The organism is Pseudomonas brassicacearum (genome assembly GCF_003732225.1).
Taxonomy (GTDB): Bacteria; Pseudomonadota; Gammaproteobacteria; order Pseudomonadales; family Pseudomonadaceae; genus Aquipseudomonas; species Aquipseudomonas brassicacearum_E.
Genome location: NZ_MOBJ01000008.1, coordinates 92728 through 108782 on the forward strand (window position 1 = coordinate 92728; position 16055 = coordinate 108782).

Annotated in this window: 19 protein-coding genes; 10 read left to right on the forward strand and 9 right to left on the reverse strand. The window is 59.4% G+C overall.

Translation table 11 applies throughout. The annotated features are described in order from the left end of the window. Window positions 1-266: 266 nt before the first annotated feature. A complete protein-coding gene (locus tag BK659_RS12510) occupies window positions 267-830 on the reverse strand; it encodes a helix-turn-helix domain-containing protein (RefSeq protein ID WP_123425377.1) in 564 nt (187 codons plus the stop codon). Here BK659_RS12510 and BK659_RS12515 point away from each other — a divergent pair. The 7 genes from BK659_RS12515 to BK659_RS12545 all read left to right on the forward strand — a co-directional run bounded on the left by BK659_RS12515 (window position 825) and on the right by BK659_RS12545 (window position 8191). Next, window positions 825-1850 (forward strand): DMT family transporter, encoded by a 1026-nt coding sequence (locus BK659_RS12515; protein ID WP_123425378.1) that lies wholly within the window; start codon window positions 825-827, stop codon window positions 1848-1850. The genes BK659_RS12510 and BK659_RS12515 overlap by 6 nt on opposite strands. A 271-nt stretch (window positions 1851-2121) precedes the next feature. Beyond that, window positions 2122-5040, forward strand: a complete 2919-nt coding sequence (locus tag BK659_RS12520) for a monovalent cation/H+ antiporter subunit A (protein ID WP_123425379.1) — start codon at window positions 2122-2124, stop codon at window positions 5038-5040. Then, entirely contained in the window at window positions 5040-5384 is a 345-nt protein-coding gene (locus BK659_RS12525) for a Na+/H+ antiporter subunit C (RefSeq protein WP_003202835.1), read from the forward strand. The genes BK659_RS12520 and BK659_RS12525 overlap by 1 nt, the downstream gene beginning before the upstream one ends. After that, complete coding sequence (locus tag BK659_RS12530) at window positions 5381-7066, forward strand: monovalent cation/H+ antiporter subunit D (RefSeq protein WP_123425380.1); 1686 nt, start codon at window positions 5381-5383, stop codon at window positions 7064-7066. The genes BK659_RS12525 and BK659_RS12530 overlap by 4 nt, the downstream gene beginning before the upstream one ends. Next, complete coding sequence (locus tag BK659_RS12535; protein WP_123425381.1) at window positions 7063-7551, forward strand: Na+/H+ antiporter subunit E; 489 nt, start codon at window positions 7063-7065, stop codon at window positions 7549-7551. Before BK659_RS12530 ends, BK659_RS12535 begins: the two co-directional genes overlap by 4 nt. Next, the gene (locus BK659_RS12540; RefSeq protein WP_123425382.1) at window positions 7548-7826 is read left to right on the forward strand and encodes a K+/H+ antiporter subunit F; all 279 of its coding nucleotides are present in this window, start codon (window positions 7548-7550) and stop codon (window positions 7824-7826) included. Before BK659_RS12535 ends, BK659_RS12540 begins: the two co-directional genes overlap by 4 nt. Beyond that, complete coding sequence (locus BK659_RS12545) at window positions 7823-8191, forward strand: Na+/H+ antiporter subunit G (protein WP_123425383.1); 369 nt, start codon at window positions 7823-7825, stop codon at window positions 8189-8191. Before BK659_RS12540 ends, BK659_RS12545 begins: the two co-directional genes overlap by 4 nt. A gap of 47 nt (window positions 8192-8238) precedes the next feature. Here BK659_RS12545 and BK659_RS12550 read toward each other — a convergent pair whose 3' ends face one another. The 4 genes from BK659_RS12550 to BK659_RS12565 all read right to left on the reverse strand — a co-directional run bounded on the left by BK659_RS12550 (window position 8239) and on the right by BK659_RS12565 (window position 10620). Beyond that, entirely contained in the window at window positions 8239-8676 is a 438-nt protein-coding gene (locus tag BK659_RS12550; RefSeq protein WP_123425384.1) for a DUF3995 domain-containing protein, read from the reverse strand. Window positions 8677-8812: 136 nt separating this feature from the next. Next, window positions 8813-9826, reverse strand: a complete 1014-nt coding sequence (locus BK659_RS12555; protein ID WP_123425385.1) for an ABC transporter substrate-binding protein — start codon at window positions 9824-9826, stop codon at window positions 8813-8815. A 119-nt stretch (window positions 9827-9945) separates the two neighbouring features. Beyond that, the gene (locus tag BK659_RS12560; protein WP_123425386.1) at window positions 9946-10149 is read right to left on the reverse strand and encodes a hypothetical protein; all 204 of its coding nucleotides are present in this window, start codon (window positions 10147-10149) and stop codon (window positions 9946-9948) included. Beyond that, complete coding sequence (locus BK659_RS12565; protein ID WP_404942531.1) at window positions 10150-10620, reverse strand: hypothetical protein; 471 nt, start codon at window positions 10618-10620, stop codon at window positions 10150-10152. Here BK659_RS12565 and BK659_RS27745 point away from each other — a divergent pair. The 3 genes from BK659_RS27745 to BK659_RS12575 all read left to right on the forward strand — a co-directional run bounded on the left by BK659_RS27745 (window position 10594) and on the right by BK659_RS12575 (window position 11670). Then, window positions 10594-10731, forward strand: a complete 138-nt coding sequence (locus BK659_RS27745) for a hypothetical protein (protein ID WP_185015352.1) — start codon at window positions 10594-10596, stop codon at window positions 10729-10731. The genes BK659_RS12565 and BK659_RS27745 overlap by 27 nt on opposite strands. A gap of 300 nt (window positions 10732-11031) precedes the next feature. Beyond that, window positions 11032-11280 carry a hypothetical protein gene (locus BK659_RS12570; protein WP_123425388.1) on the forward strand — a complete coding sequence of 83 codons (249 nt, stop codon included), beginning with the start codon at window positions 11032-11034 and terminating at the stop codon, window positions 11278-11280. Between the two features lie 159 nt (window positions 11281-11439). Further along, window positions 11440-11670, forward strand: coding sequence for a hypothetical protein (locus BK659_RS12575; protein WP_123425389.1), 231 nt, complete (start codon window positions 11440-11442; stop codon window positions 11668-11670). A gap of 42 nt (window positions 11671-11712) precedes the next feature. On the opposite strand, the gene BK659_RS12580 is transcribed toward BK659_RS12575, so the two are convergent. The 4 genes from BK659_RS12580 to BK659_RS12595 form a co-directional block, all read right to left on the reverse strand. Next, window positions 11713-11916 carry a hypothetical protein gene (locus tag BK659_RS12580; RefSeq protein WP_054596745.1) on the reverse strand — a complete coding sequence of 68 codons (204 nt, stop codon included), beginning with the start codon at window positions 11914-11916 and terminating at the stop codon, window positions 11713-11715. Between the two features lie 135 nt (window positions 11917-12051). Beyond that, on the reverse strand, window positions 12052-13662 hold the full coding sequence (locus tag BK659_RS12585) for a methyl-accepting chemotaxis protein (RefSeq protein WP_123425390.1): 1611 nt from the start codon (window positions 13660-13662) through the stop codon (window positions 12052-12054). Window positions 13663-13897: 235 nt separating this feature from the next. Continuing rightward, entirely contained in the window at window positions 13898-14302 is a 405-nt protein-coding gene (locus BK659_RS12590; protein ID WP_019691009.1) for a TraR/DksA family transcriptional regulator, read from the reverse strand. A 325-nt stretch (window positions 14303-14627) separates the two neighbouring features. Beyond that, complete coding sequence (locus BK659_RS12595; RefSeq protein ID WP_123425391.1) at window positions 14628-15977, reverse strand: carbohydrate porin; 1350 nt, start codon at window positions 15975-15977, stop codon at window positions 14628-14630. Between the last annotated feature and the right edge of the window lie 78 nt (window positions 15978-16055).

Consider the following 16055-nt stretch of genomic DNA (forward strand, 5'->3'; position numbering starts at 1 on the left):
CTCGGCGCCCCCAAGAATATCCTCTAGAAAGATGCAGTCGCGATACGCTGACGGCAGGCTCGGGGCGGGAAGTTTTTGTATTGGGAGCATGAGACTTTTGAGCCCTTTCAGCTGATAAATCCGGATGATTTCGAGTACAACAGCGCGCAGCCGTTCACTCACAAGTCATTAGCCTTCAGTATCAGAACTTCGTCTACTGTCAGAACTTACAGGTCGGCAGATTTAACAGCTATTTTGACCGAGACGGAGCAACAAAATGTTGCTGGTCAGATCACCACATTGCGCACGAACCTGGTCGCCACGACACCATCATTGCGATAGGCGTGAGGCCGGTTACTGGCGAAGCTTAAGAACTCACCCATCGCAAGGATCCGCTCCTCATCCCCCAGCACCAGCGTCAGGCTGCCTTCAAACACATACAGCTGTTCACTCCAGCCATCGGCATCCGGCTCCGAAAGGTATTGCTCGCCCGGCTCCAGCCGCCATTCCCAGAGTTCGACTTCGCGGCTGGCATTAGCCTTGGCCAACAGCACGGCTTTGCTGCCGGGAATCAATCCGGCCCACGCCAGTTCGTTGATGCGGCTCGGGTCGCGCACTTCGGGGGCCTGGATCAGGTCGCTGAACGCCACGTCCAACGCTTCGGCCACCCGGTCGAGGGTGGTCAGGCTGACATTTTTCTCGCCGGCTTCGATGGCCACGAGCATTCGCCGGCTGACCCCGGATTTTTCCGCCAATGCGGTCTGGCTCAGCTCTGCGGCATGCCGCAGGCGCCGGACGTTCTGGCTGACGTGTTGCAGGACGGAGGCCCGTTGGCCGGAATCTTTGTGCACTATATTGCTCACTTAGTAGGTTTGCGCAGTATACTGCCCATCTTCGGGCGCATTGTGCGTCCCCCTCAGGTAGTGCGCAAGGCCATGACGTCGGTGAATACTTCCAAACCCTCTGCCCTTTTCTCACGGTTCAGCAAGGCTGAATGCGTGCTGGTGCTGATCACCATGGTCTGGGGCGGGACGTTCCTGCTGGTGCAGCATGCGATGACGGTCAGCGGGCCGATGTTTTTCGTCGGCCTGCGCTTCGCTGCAGCGGCGAGCATTGTCGCGCTGTTCTCCTGGCGCAGCCTGCGTGAGTTGACCCTGTTTGAACTCAAGGCCGGCGCGTTCATTGGCGTGGCGATCATGCTCGGTTACGGCCTGCAAACCGTTGGCTTGCAGACCATCCTCAGCAGCCAGTCGGCATTCATCACCGCACTTTACGTGCCGTTCGTGCCTTTGCTGCAATGGTTGGTACTGGGACGTCGGCCGGGGTTGATGCCGAGCATTGGGATCATGCTGGCGTTCACCGGGTTGATGCTGCTCTCCGGCCCCGCCGGGGCGTCGTTGAATTTCAGCTCGGGGGAAATCGCCACACTGATCAGCGCCGTCGCCATCGCCGCCGAAATCATCCTGATCAGCACCTATGCTGGCCGAGTCGACGTGCGTCGGGTCACGGTGGTGCAACTGGCGACCACCTCGGTGCTGGCATTTTTGATGATTGTGCCGACTCAGGAAGCGCTTCCCGGTTTCTCGTGGTTGCTGCTGGCCAGTGCCGTGGGCCTGGGCGCCGCCAGCGCGGCGATTCAGGTAGCAATGAACTGGGCGCAGAAAAGCGTTTCACCGACCCGCGCGACGCTGATCTACGCCGGCGAACCGGTCTGGGCCGGTATCGCCGGGCGCCTTGCAGGTGAACGGCTGCCGGGGCTGGCGCTGTTCGGCGCGGGGTTGATTGTCGCGGCGGTGATCGTTAGTGAGCTCAAGACCAAGGGTAAGGCTGCTGCGACTGAAGAAGAGTTGGAACAGGAAATTCAAGGTTAAGGCGTGAAATCTGCGGTGCTTGAAAAATAGCTATCGCGAGCAAGCTCGCTCCCACATTGGACATGCGTTGTGTCGCGATTGTGTGTACACATCCGGACCCTGTGGGAGCGAGCTTGCTCGCGATGGCGTCCGACCGGTCGATCAAGCCCTTCGAAACAATGTGAATCAGGCTTTTTCAGCCTACCTTGTAGGATCCTGCCACAGCTTGGCAGTTGGTGATCCGGGGCTCGGCACGTATGATCCTTCACAAACTTCCGCAGATTAGAAGCCTATGTCCCTGATAGTTCTACTGCTTCTGCCTTTTATTGGCAGCTGTCTGGCGGCCTTGCTGCCGCACAACGCGCGTAACGCCGAATCAATACTCGCAGGCCTGGTCGCCCTCATCGGCACCGTCCAGGTAGCGTTGCTGTACCCGCAGATCGCCCAGGGTGGAGTGATTCGCGAAGAATTCTTCTGGCTACCGAGCCTGGGCTTGAATTTCGTCCTGCGCATGGACGGTTTCGCCTGGCTGTTCTCGATGCTGGTGCTGGGCATCGGCACGCTGGTGTCGCTGTACGCGCGGTATTACATGTCGCCGGACGACCCGGTGCCGCGCTTCTTTGCGTTTTTCCTGGCATTCATGGGCGCCATGCTCGGGCTGGTGATCTCCGGCAACCTGATTCAGATGGTGTTTTTCTGGGAACTGACCAGCCTCTTCTCGTTCCTGTTGATCGGCTATTGGCACCACCGCGCCGATGCTCGCCGTGGCGCCTACATGGCGCTGATGGTGACCGGCGCCGGAGGTTTATGCCTGCTGGCGGGGGTGATGCTGCTCGGCCATGTCGTGGGCAGCTATGACCTGGACAAGGTCCTGGCCGCTGGCGATCTGATTCGCGCCCATGCGTTGTACCCCATCCTGCTGCCGCTGATCCTGATTGGCGCCTTGAGTAAAAGCGCCCAATTCCCCTTCCACTTCTGGCTTCCCCACGCCATGGCCGCCCCGACACCGGTCTCGGCGTACCTGCACTCGGCGACCATGGTCAAGGCCGGGGTTTTCCTTTTGGCACGGCTGTGGCCGTCGCTGTCCGGCAGCGAAGAATGGTTCTACATCGTCAGCGGGGCCGGCGCCTGTACGTTGTTGCTCGGCGCTTATTGCGCGATGTTCCAGAACGATCTCAAGGGCCTGCTGGCCTACTCGACTATCAGCCACCTGGGGCTGATCACCCTGCTGCTGGGCCTGAACAGCCCGCTGGCCGCAGTCGCGGCGGTGTTCCACATTCTCAACCACGCCACTTTCAAAGCCTCGCTGTTCATGGCCGCCGGGATCATCGACCACGAAAGCGGCACCCGTGACATTCGCAAGCTCAGCGGTCTGATCAGGCTGATTCCGTTCACCGCGACGCTGGCGATGGTCGCCAGTGCCTCGATGGCCGGAGTGCCGCTGCTCAACGGTTTCCTCTCGAAAGAGATGTTCTTCGCCGAAACCGTGTTCATTAATGCCACAGCCTGGGTCGAGATGACCCTGCCAATCGTCGCGACGATCGCCGGTACGTTCAGCGTCGCCTATTCGCTGCGCTTTACCGTTGATGTGTTCTTCGGCCCAACCGCCACCGACCTGCCGCACACCCCGCACGAACCGCCGCGCTGGATGCGTGCGCCGGTGGAGCTGCTGGTGTTCACCTGCCTGCTGGTGGGGATGTTTCCGGCTCAGGTGGTCGGCCCATTGCTCGCTGCGGCTGCCCTGCCAGTGGTTGGCGGAACCTTGCCCGAATACAGCCTGGCGATCTGGCACGGCTGGAACGCGCCGATGATCATGAGCCTGATCGCCATGTCCGCCGGCATCGTTGTGTACCTGCTGCTGCGCAACCAGCTCAAACGCGGGCGCTTCAAATACCCGCCGATCATCGGCCGCCTCAACGGCAAGCGCCTGTTCGAACGCAGCCTGGTGGTGATGATGCGCCTGGCCCGACGCCTTCAGCGGCGGATCAGCACTCAGCGTCTGCAAACCCAGCTGTTCCTGCTGGTGCTGGTCGCGGTGTTGGCCGGATTGATTCCGATGCTCCACAGCGGCCTGAGCTGGGGCGACCGGCCGAAGATCTCGGGGTCGATCGTCTTTGTCATTCTCTGGCTACTGGCGATTGCCTGTGCGCTGGGCGCCGCCTGGCAAGCCAAGTATCACCGACTCGCGGCCCTGACCATGGTCAGTGTCTGCGGAATGATGACCTGCATCACCTTTGTCTGGTTCTCGGCACCGGACCTGGCCTTGACCCAGTTGGTAGTCGAAGTGGTGACCACCGTGCTGATTCTGCTGGGGCTGCGCTGGCTGCCACGGCGGATCGAAGACGTCTCGCCACTGCCCGGCAGTGTGCCGAAAGCACGGGTTCGCCGTCTGCGCGACTTGCTGCTGTCGAGCGCGGTCGGTATCGGTATGGCGCTGCTCGCCTACGCCATGCTGACCCGCCAGACGCCGAACAATATTTCCTCGTTCTACCTCAGTCGCGCGCTGCCTGAAGGTGGCGGCAGCAACGTGGTGAACGTGATGCTGGTGGACTTCCGAAATTTCGACACCCTCGGTGAAATCACCGTGCTGGTGGCCGTGGCGCTGGCGGTGTTCGCCCTGCTGCGACGCTTCCGTCCACCGAAGGAAAGCATGCAACTGCCAGCGCAACAGCGCCTGTTGGCACCGGACGTGGTCACCGATCTGGTCAACCCGCGTCACGCCAGCGATACCGCGCTGGGCTTCATGATGGTGCCGGCGGTGCTGGTGCGGCTGTTGCTACCGATTGCAGTGGTGGTGTCGTTCTACCTGTTCATGCGTGGCCACAATCAACCCGGCGGCGGTTTTGTCGCGGGGCTGGTGATGTCGGTGGCGTTCATCCTGCAATACATGGTCGCCGGCACTCAGTGGGTCGAGGCGCAGATGAGCCTGCGGCCGGTGCGCTGGATGGGCACCGGGCTGCTGTTCGCCACGCTCACCGGCCTCGGTGCGATGGTCGCCGGTTATCCGTTCCTGACCACCCACACCTGGCACGTCGAGCTGCCGCTGCTGGGCGACATTCATATCGCCAGTGCGCTGTTCTTCGACATCGGCGTGTACGCCGTGGTGGTGGGTTCGACACTGCTGATCCTGACTGCCCTGGCGCACCAATCGGTGCGTGGCCACAAGCCGGGCAGCCAGCCTAAACCCATTGCCAAGCCAGGAGCCGCCTGATGGAAGAAGTCATCGCAATCGCCATTGGCGTACTGGCGGCCTCCGGGGTCTGGCTGGTGCTGCGCCCACGGACCTTTCAGGTGGTGATGGGCCTGTGCCTGCTGTCTTACGGGGTCAACCTGTTCATCTTCAGCATGGGCAGCCTGTTCATCGGCAAAGAGCCGATCATCAAGGACGGCGTGCCGCAAGACCTGCTGCACTACACCGACCCGCTGCCCCAGGCGCTGGTACTCACCGCCATCGTCATCAGCTTCGCCATGACCGCATTGTTTCTGGTGGTGCTGCTGGCGTCCCGGGGCCTGACCGGCACCGACCATGTCGATGGCCGGGAGCCTAAAGAATGAGCTGGATGCCCCATCTGATCGCTGCACCGATTCTGCTGCCGTTGCTGACGGCGGCCCTGATGCTGATGCTCGGCGAAAAACACCGTCCGCTCAAAGCGCGGATCAACCTGTTCTCCAGCCTGCTGGGCCTGGGCATTTCCGTGCTGTTGCTGCAATGGACTCAAGAGCAAGGCGTGCCCGGCTCGATCGGCGTGTACCTGCCAGGTAACTGGCAAGCACCGTTCGGCATCGTGCTGGTGGTCGATCGCCTGTCGGCGTTGATGCTGGTGCTGACCGGGATCATTGGCGTCAGCGCTCTGGTGTTCGCCATGGCCCGCTGGGATCGTGCTGGCGCAAGCTTCCACGCGCTGTTCCAGATTCAGCTGATGGGCCTCTACGGAGCCTTCCTGACCGCCGATCTGTTCAACCTCTTCGTGTTTTTCGAAGTGCTGCTGGCGGCGTCTTACGGTTTGATGCTGCACGGTTCGGGCCGCGCCCGAGTGTCCTCGGGTCTGCATTACATTTCGATCAACCTGCTGGCCTCGTCGCTGTTCCTGATTGGCGCGGCGCTGATCTACGGCGTCACCGGCACCCTGAACATGGCCGACCTGGCGCTGAAAATCCCGCTGGTGCCGGAAGCCGATCGCGGCTTGCTGCATGCCGGCGCGGCGATTCTGGCCGTGGCGTTCCTGGCCAAGGCCGGAATGTGGCCGCTGAACTTCTGGCTGGTGCCTGCCTACTCCTCGGCCAGCGCGCCGGTGGCGGCGTTGTTCGCGATCATGACCAAGGTCGGCGTCTACACTTTGCTGCGCCTGTGGACCCTGCTGTTCTCCGGCCAGGCCGGCGCTTCGGCGTACTTTGGTGGCGACTGGCTGACCTACGGCGGCATGGCGACGATTGTCTGCGCCGCGGTGGCGATCCTGGCCACGCAGCGCCTGGAACGCATGGCCAGCCTGAGCATTCTGGTGTCGGCGGGTATCCTGCTGTCGGCCATCGGTTTCGCCCAGCCGAGCCTGATCGGTGCGGCGCTGTTCTATCTCGTCAGCTCGACCCTGGCGCTGAGCGCGCTGTTCCTGCTGGCGGAACTGATCGAACGTTCGCGCACAGCCATCGAGATGCCGCTGGACGATGAAATCGAAGCGCTGCCACGACCGCTGGAATCCTCGCCGCCGACCAAGGGCATCAACCTCGACGACGAGCAGAAAGCCGTGGTCGGGCAGGTGATTCCCTGGACCATGGCGTTCCTTGGCTTGAGCTTCATTGCCTGCGCGCTGCTGATCATTGGCATGCCACCGCTTTCCGGGTTTATCGGCAAACTCGGCTTGCTCAGCGCCCTGCTCAACCCGTTGGGCCTCGGTGCCTCGGGTGAGCAGCCGATATCGAACGCCGCGTGGAGCCTGCTGGCGCTGTTGATTCTGTCCGGGCTGGCCTCGTTGATCGCCTTCTCGCGCCTGGGCATCCAGCGCTTCTGGACGCCGGCAGAGCGCCCGTCGCCGGTGCTGCGACGCCTGGAATGCGTGCCGATCTTTGCCCTGTTGGGCTTGAGCATATTGCTGACCTTCAAGGCCGAACCGCTGATGCGCTACACCCAAGCGGCCGCCGACACCTTGAACAACCCGCAGCAATACGTGATGGCGGTACTCGGTACCCGCGCCGTACCGAGCCCCGAAGCCAAAGCCGCGATGCAGGAGGTGCAACCATGAAACGTCTGTTCCCGGCACCCTGGTTATCGCTGGCGCTTTGGGTTCTGTGGCTGGTGCTGAACCTGTCCATCAGTCCAGGCAACCTGCTGCTGGGCGCGATACTGGGTTTCTGCGCACCGTTGATGATGCGCAAGCTGCGACCGCTGCCGATCCGTATTCGTCGTCCCGGGGTGATCCTGCGCCTGTTCTTCCAGGTCGGGCGCGACGTGCTGGCGTCCAACTTCGCGGTCGCGTGGGGCGTGTTGAACGCCGGTCGACGACCACCGCGCTCGCAGTTCATCAAGGTGCCGCTGGACCTGCATGACGCCAACGGCCTCGCGGTATTGTCGATGATCACCACGGTGATTCCCGGTACGGTCTGGTCGGAACTGGCACTGGATCGCAGCATTCTGCTGTTGCATGTGTTCGATCTGGATGACGAAGCGCACTTCATCCAGCACTTCAAGACGACTTATGAGCGCCCCTTGATGGAGATTTTCGAATGAGCGCCCTGCTCTCGAATGCGGTTCTGTTCAGCCTGTTCATGTTCTCGCTGGCGATGCTGCTGACGTTGATCCGCCTGTTCAAAGGCCCGTCGGCACAGGACCGGGTTCTGGCGCTGGATTACCTGTACATCCTCGCCATGCTGATGATGCTGGTACTGGGGATCCGCTATGCCAGTGATACCTACTTCGAAGCGGCGTTGCTGATCGCGCTGTTCGGCTTCGTCGGCTCGTTTGCCCTGGCGAAATTCCTGCTGCGTGGCGAGGTGATCGAATGAATGAGTTTGGTGAATTGTCTCTGTGGGTCGAAATTCCGGTGGCGATCCTGCTGGTAGCCAGCAGCCTGTTCGCGTTGATCGGCGCCATCGGCTTGCTGCGTTTGAAGGACTACTTCCGGCGCATGCACCCGCCGGCCCTGGCCTCCACGCTGGGTGCCTGGTGCGTGGCACTAGCGTCGATCGTCTATTTCTCGGCACTCAAATCCAGCCCGGTGTTGCACGCCTGGCTGATCCCGATACTGCTGTCGATCACCATGCCGGTGACTACCCTGTTGCTGGCGCGGGCGGCGTTGTTCCGCAAGCGCATGGCCGGGGATGATGTGCCGGCCGAGGTCAGCAGTCGGCGGACGGAAAGCGAGCGTTGAGCCGATAAGATCGCAGCCTGCGGCAGCTCCTACAGGAGCAAAAGAACTCAGCCCCACGCCACAGCTAACAACCCCGCCCCCAACACCACACACAGCGGTGAATAGGCCCAGGTGTCGAGGCGCGCAAACTTCGACTCGGCCTTTTCCTTGAAAAAGCCGACAAGGTTCGAATCGCCAATTGCGCGGGCAAACATCAGCAAGGCAATCGCACTGATCAGCCATTGCAGCGACCAGTGCCCGACTGCCGGCACAAACAGACCGACCCGCAGGCTCACCATCAAGGCTATCAGCAACAACCCGACAGCCACCGCCAGGGTTGCCAGTGCTGAAGGCTTGAAGACCGGGCGCAGTTCTTCGCCCACGCCGTCTTGTACCTGTGGCAGCGCCGCGTCGAAGGCCCATCGACCTCCGAGCGCCCAATACAGATGAATCAGGCTGATCAGCACAAACACGGCGACAATCCATTGAGCAAGCACAAACGTCATGAGCGGGGTTCCTGGAATCGATGGCAGATGAAATAGCCTAGACCAGAGTTTTTGTCAGCGCGTTGTTCCATGGCAATGTTGAAGTCACGCCCATGAAACTCGCCCGAACCGACCGCTCATTGATCGCCTGGGTGCGCTACAGGCTGGCAGACACCTTGTCTGCGACATCCTTCGGCAGCCACGCACGCCAGACCTCCGGATGCGCCTTCATGAAAGCTTCGGCGGCTTGACGCGGCGGTGTGTGCTTCTCGCTCATTTTGGCCAGGGCCTTGTTCAAAGGTCCGATAGGCAGGTCGACCTTGCTGAAAAACTCAGTCACCTGCGGATACTGTTTCTGGAAAAGCGCGGACACCCCAATTGACAATTTCGAGGGCAACGAGCGTGTTGGTTTCGGATTGGGATTATCGGCATCGGTCAAGGTTTTCCAGGCCTCGGCATCAAACGGTGGTTCTTCCAGCTGAATCAGCTTGAAGCGTCCGAGCAACGGGGTTGGCGACCAGTAATAAAACAGTACCGGCTTGCCACGACGAATCGACGAAGTGATTTCCGCGTCCAGCGCTGCACCGGAACCGCTGCGAAAATTCACGTAACTGTCCGTCAGGCCGTAGGCCGTGAGCTTCTGCTTGTTGACCACTTCCGAGGTCCAGCCGATCGGGCTATTGAGAAAGCGGCCTTTGCCGGGGCTTTCCGGATCGCTGAAGACATCCTTGTAACGCGGCAGGTCCGACACACTGCGCAAATCCGGCGCCAGGGGCTTGATGCCTTTGGCCGGATCGCCCTTGATCACGTACTCCGGCACCCACCAGCCTTCGGTTGCGCCTTTGACCGTATCGCCGATACTCGCCACCTTGCCTTCAGCCTCGGCCTTGACCCAGACCGGACTGCGACCGGCCCACTCTTCGCCAATGACCTGAATGTCATTGTTGGCCAAAGCGGCTTCCAGGGTGATGGTAGTGCCCGGCAAGGTGTCGGTCGGCAGGCCGTAGCCCTTCTCGACAATGATCCGCAAAATGTCGGTGATCAGGCTGCCGCTTTCCCAGTTCAGGTCAGCAAAGTGAATCGGCGCCGGGGCGGCCGTAACGACCACGGGTGACGCCAGCAGACCCACAGTGGCTAGCGCGCCAGCCAGCAACAATCGAAAACCTTTCATGCTTTGCACCTCGGGCTGTTCACAGCAATGGCAGAACGGCTTTGCGTACAAAGGCCGCGCACCTGCGAATACTCAGTCAACTGACTGTAGTAGAGGTTTCTGCGTTCGAGGGCCAACGATCAATTTTCAGAAGCGTCCTGCAAGCGCTGCAACTCCCTTCGCACCATGCTGGCGTACTCCGCCGGACGCAAGGTGTAGATCTCTGATGCCACCCAGCTCAGCCAGGCGCCCTGCAGAACAGCCTTCCGAGCGAACAGTCGCTGGGCGTGTTCGCGAGCGCTGCCCTGGTTCTGCTCATGGAAAACGGCCCGGGAAAGGCTCATTTACTCACTGGCCTTGAACGTCGTGAGCTCGCCTTTGCGCCACTTGGCAGCTTTACCGGTCACCGCTTTCAAGGTTTTGGTCAAGCCTTCCTGCAGCTGTTCGTGAGCGGCAAATACCGTCACCACGCTATGGCCTTCCTTGAACAAAATCGCCTGGCCTTCTGCCGTGGTCACGAATGCGTAGTCACCGAGGCCGTAGACCGTCAATTTGATCTCGCGAAACTTGATTTCGAATTTGCCACCTTCACGACTCGGCAATACCGCGGCGCGGAAATGATCGCCGACTTTGAGCTCCAGGCGAGGCTTGTCGTCCACCACCAGCGCCGACTCGGTATCGATCTCGGCAATGTAAATGCCTTCAGCGGTCTGCTCGGTGAGGTAAACGAAACGTGATTGAAATTGCTTGACCAGCTTTGCGCGCAGATCACCCAGCACGAACAAAGCATGCATATCGAGATTACTTACTGCCAAGGAAACATCCCCACATCTGAAAATGACGCTACCCGCAGAAAAAACAGGCAGCAAAAAAACGGTCATACCGAAAATATCGCAACAATGACCCAAGCTGAAGCTGTGAAGTAAGCAGAAAGCTCCTTCATCGAAGGGCAGGAGAAGACTACTGGAACGCTACTCTCGCCGTCTTCTCTGGCGGTCGTCAGATGTTGAAGGAAATCGCCCTTCTAACGGCCAGAGAATGCTGGACTACCAACTTTAGGGAAAAAACTCTTTAAAAAAAGCACTTTTCTGACAGATCGCCAGAAAAAAATTGCTTTAGATGAGCATGAACCTCCAACCAATGGAGATGATTCTAGAGCAGCCAGGCGCTCCTAGACTACCTAAAGCGACGTGCAACCGTCGGTAAACCATAGAAAAGGAATTCATATGAGCACACTGACCAGCCCTGCCCAGCACACAAACACCCGCGCCCATAGCCCGCACGCCTTGCACTGCACGACTTCCAGTCAACATGGCATGGATCTGGAGCAATGTCCTCATCTGCGTTATCAGGTGGTTCTGGCGGGCAATCGCTTTTTCCATATCAAGGAAACTGCAACAGGCCTTGTAAGAGGATTCCGTGGAGACCACAACGAAGCCTGCACCCTCGCCAGGAACCTGGAAGCGAGCCTCTGACACCCCACACTGAGTTTACCGGCGCAGTCGTTTCGTCACACCGATGACTTAACTGCGCCACCGACAAGCAACAACTGCCATACTGCCCGACCATTCAAACACAGCCCCTTCGGCGGGCTGCGTTGAAAACAACAGAATAATTTCCAAGGGAAGGCGCACGTGACCGAATTTGATATCGGCGAGTTTTTTATTTGGGGCGAGGCCAGAGAAGTCGACGGCGAATTCCAGGCGGTCATTGTGATGCGCGCCAAGCCACCGCTGACCACCGTGACTTACCACCAGGTCGAGAAAGACCGTTGGTTCAAGACCTCGGACGTTGCCGCACTCGCTGCCATGGAATCTGCCAAAGCGCTGAAGCTTGCCGTTGATGGAGGCGCGCTGAAAACCTGATCGACAGGTTGCGACTTGAGCAGACTCATTAGCGAAAACGATTTAATGCAGGCTGTCGGGCTTTTCGGCGTTCAGTTGCGCCAACCAGGCAGCCTTACATTCCTCGGCCTCATTACGGCTTGAGAATGCAGTGCCACGTTGCTCGCCATTGAGCAAGACGACCCAGCACACGCTTTGCCCCGCTGCCCGCAATCCGGCAGGCACGCCACTGCCAATCATCACCGCCACATCGACTTTACTTTGCATGAGAGCACCTTGGAATTTTTCATTAGCTTCCTAACAATGTAGAAATGTTAATGAGTCCCGCACCCTGGAAATAGCCACCTGCCTGCACAATTTCCTTGCATAACCGGTAACAATCACGTGTCCCCTGGACCAGCCTTAACGTGGGCTTTCAGGTTTGTAACCTAACCGCAATCCACCCCAATGCCGCCCTTTGAGCATGATTGGAACCGACAAGTCATGCATCAATTCGCCCGTATCACGAGTATAGGTCTGAAGTAATACGGGCTGTTGATGGCTGCCACAGCGGATACCGGTACGGTCACTGAATTTGCGTTTGGTGCGGTTCTGCAGCGTGTCGACATCTACGTCGCCGGTCAGCGGCTGACTGAAGATCGCATTGTGCGTCGGTACGTAGCCTTGCTGGGTGCAGGCGATCGCAAACACCAGACCTTCATGACGCTTGAGCAAGGGTTCCTGTATCCCCGGCAGCACCTGATCGGCGTAGCGATCAAAACGGGTCTGGAACTTGGTGGGCACCGTGTTGGGAATTGCCTGATAGTTGCGGTCGAACAGGTCCTCCAGACTAACGCGCCCCTGGTCGACGTCCTGCGCGAAACGCTCAGCGATCTGACTCGCACCTTCGCGTGCCAGGTCAAAGATCCGTTGGTGGTAGTCGTCCAGTCCGACTTCGGCCAGGCGTTCGCTGATGGTCTCGGCCTGCCCCTCCATTTGCACCGCCGCTTGCGCCAGGTGCCGGGTTTGCTGATCACTGACCGCCAGATCGCCGCGCATTTGCTCGACGGCATGAAACAGGCTGTCCAATTGTTGGTGATTGTTGCTTGAGCCACTGGCGATTTCACCGACCTGGGCTTCAACCCCGGCGGCCAGTCGCGCGATGTTTTGCAATTGCTGTCCGGTCTGTTCGACTTGTTCGACACCGTTGTTCAGGTCGCTGGACAGCTGGCGGATCTGCTCGACCACCTGCGCCGTGCGCTGCTGGATGTCGGCGACCATCAACCCGACCTCTCCCGTGGCCGCCGCGGTACGCCCAGCCAGCCCGCGAACTTCATCGGCGACTACCGCAAACCCACGGCCATGCTCCCCTGCCCGCGCCGCCTCAATCGCCGCATTCAGCGCCAGCAGATTGGTCTGACTGGCGATCGTCTGAATCACCAGCGTGACTCGTTGAATGTCTTCACTGCGCACGCTCAGGGCCTCGATCAGCTCACGACTGTCGTTGGCACACACACTGAGCTGATGCATCCGCGTGATGGATTCGGCCAGCACGGTGCTCCCCAGGACACTGCTTTGGTGGGCTTCGCTGGCCGCGCTCAAGGCTTGCTGGCTAAGTTGTGAAGTCGCCTTCTCAGTCTCGATCATCACTTCGGCGCTGCTGACGATCTGTGCGGCGGCATCGAGTTGCGATTGCAGCTTGCCGGCCAATTGCTTGACCGAATAGGCCACGCCTGCGGCAGACAACGCATTATGACTGGTGGAATAGGACAGATCGCGGGTCAGTTCGGCGATCGCACTGGACGCGTCGGCGACGGGAACGTCGACGGTTGCCCGCGAACGCAGACGGGGCAGCCAGATAATCAGCACCGCCACCGGCAAACAGAGGTAAAGCGACCAGCCGCCGAGTGCCAAGGCGCACAGCAACAGCATCAGGGCGACGCTTTGCAGTGCAGGCGTCAACCAGCGCCCGTCGGCCTTGGGTGAAACCAGCGATTGCGCTGCTGCGCCAGCCAGAGATCCGTCGCTTGCCATGTTCGTTACCCCACTGCATCTTCTATTTGTTGTGTCTGCATTAGACGCCACTAGAAGGCCATTATCTATGGTCCATTAGTCGTGGTACTTGCAGCAGATCAATAGAATCGCGGGCACGCGAATGCAAAGATCGCAGCCTGCGGCAGCTCCTACAGGTATATGCGCTACCGCGTAGGGGTGCCGCAGGCTGCGATCTTTTAACGACAGCCAATCATTAACTGGCCGTCACACAGAATCAGGCCTGACGCTGGTGCTTGTCGATTTGCTCGTGACGTTCTTGAGCTTCGATGCAGTACTTGGTGGTCGGGCTGATCAGCAGGCGTTTCAGGCCGATCGGCTCGCCGCTGTCGTCGCACCAGCCAAAAGTATCGTCGCCGATACGTTCCAGCGCTCTTTCCAGCTGAGGCAGCATGCGCTGATCACGATCAATAGCGTTGACCAGCCAGGTGCGTTCTTCTTCGACCGAAGCCGCGTCAGCCGGATCAGCCGGGGTATCCAGGCTTTCAATGGCGATGCGGTTCTGTTCGATGCGCTCGTGGGTTTCCACTTTCATGGCTTGCAACAGCTCGGTGAAAAAAGCCTGTTGCTCGGCATTCATGTAGTCATCCGCCGGCATGGCCAGCAACTTTTCCTTTGTCATTGATTTCTCTATAAAAAATACGTGCATTAAGGCGAATCAGGGAGCTTTCCGGTCGACCTGCAAGGCCTCGGAAAGGCGCCATACATTCCAAGCGCCACCCGGCACTCAATTTACGAGGGGCGGCAGTCTAAGGCCGACTTGCAGCCTCAGCAACTGAAAAGACAGGGAATTTGCCCGACAAAGCCCTTAAATTGCTCTATGGCAAGCTTTGAGGCGGTTATCGGAGTGCGTTTATAGCAAGAAATTCAATCGAGCGGCTGTATATAGAAGACAAACGGCTACGCCACGCGTGCCTGCGTGGCGTAATTCACCGCAAAAAGTGCCTTTAGAACACGGTTTCGACCTTTATCCCGCCGATCACCGCCGAATCGACTTCACGCACGCCTCCGGGGTAACGCACGTATTGCAGGTTCGGTCGTACCGTCAGCCAGTTGGTGACATGAAAGCCGTAATACACCTCGGAACTGTATTCGCTGTGCTGTAGCGGGATACTCGCCGGGTCGTTGTAGTCGGTCGCACCGTTGACCTGATTCTGCAATTGCGCACGCTCGCGATAGTCGCTGTTGGTGTGAACCCGCGCAACACCAAAGCCGATGGCATCTTTGGGCCGTGAATCGAACGGTCCGGTGTACACCATTCCCGCCTGAATGAAGTTGTCGACCTGGTTGGTGTCCTTGTCATGTAGCGTCAGGTTGGCGAACAGCGACAAGCCCCGGCTGGCATCGCCGTTATGGCTGGTAATCTGCTGCTGGGCCACTAGCCAGTAACCGGATTTGCTGCTGTGGGACTTGAACGCGTTGCCAGTCAGCGGTTGCGGCTGGCCGTTGACGTCCTTGAGCACATCGTCGGCATTCGCGGTGCTGTAGTAATAACCAACCCGGTATTCGCCCGGCAGTCCCTGGACTTTCGGCGACCAGACCAGTTCCACCGGGAATATCGTGCCCTTGGTGCCACTGCCATCAAGCTTGAAGCCGTTGCCGACTTCCAGGTTCGAGGGGTTCTGGTTGTAGGCACCGACCTGCACGAACACTTCAGGATTGAGGCTGTATTTGACCCGCCCGGCCAACTGACTCACTGGCCAGTTGTACCAGATACCGCCGGCCCAGTTACCGACCTGGGAGCCACAGAAGGTCAAACTCTGGAAGTCGCACGGGAAGCTGTTGAAGTCTTCACCAGGGCCAAAACGACCGACCTTGATGTCCAGCGCACCGTCGTCGAGAAACCCTTTGCTCAACCACAACTGGGTCAGACGCCAGGTCTGACCACGGCCGTAGACTTCCTGGGAAGAGGTGTAGCCCCCCACTCGCGGGTCGGTAATCCGGTCGTTGGTCAGGCTGCGACCGTCGCGCTCGGTGATCGCCATTTTGAAGGTCGCGTGCTCGATGCCCATGGCCTTTTGCAGATCGACCTTGAGACCGAAGACGAACTGCTCGGTCCAGCGTGCGGTCTTGTCGTCGTTGTAGCCGCCCTTGAGGTTGCTGGCGAACTCGCCGCCGTGCTCAAGCTGAATGTCGTAACCCTTTTCCAGCCAGTCGGTGCGCAGACCGCCCCAATCACCGGTCAGCCATTTCGAATCGGCCGAGAAGGCATCCGCTGCCAGACTCTGCCCCGCGCCGCCCATGGCCGCCAGCAGCAGGCACGGGGAAAGGTACAACGTTGATTTTCTTACGCCCATGGCAAAGCTCACCTTCATTATTGTTGTTAAGGTTTTTTCAGTGCGAGATGTGGGTATTGCGAAGTACAACTTTTGGAC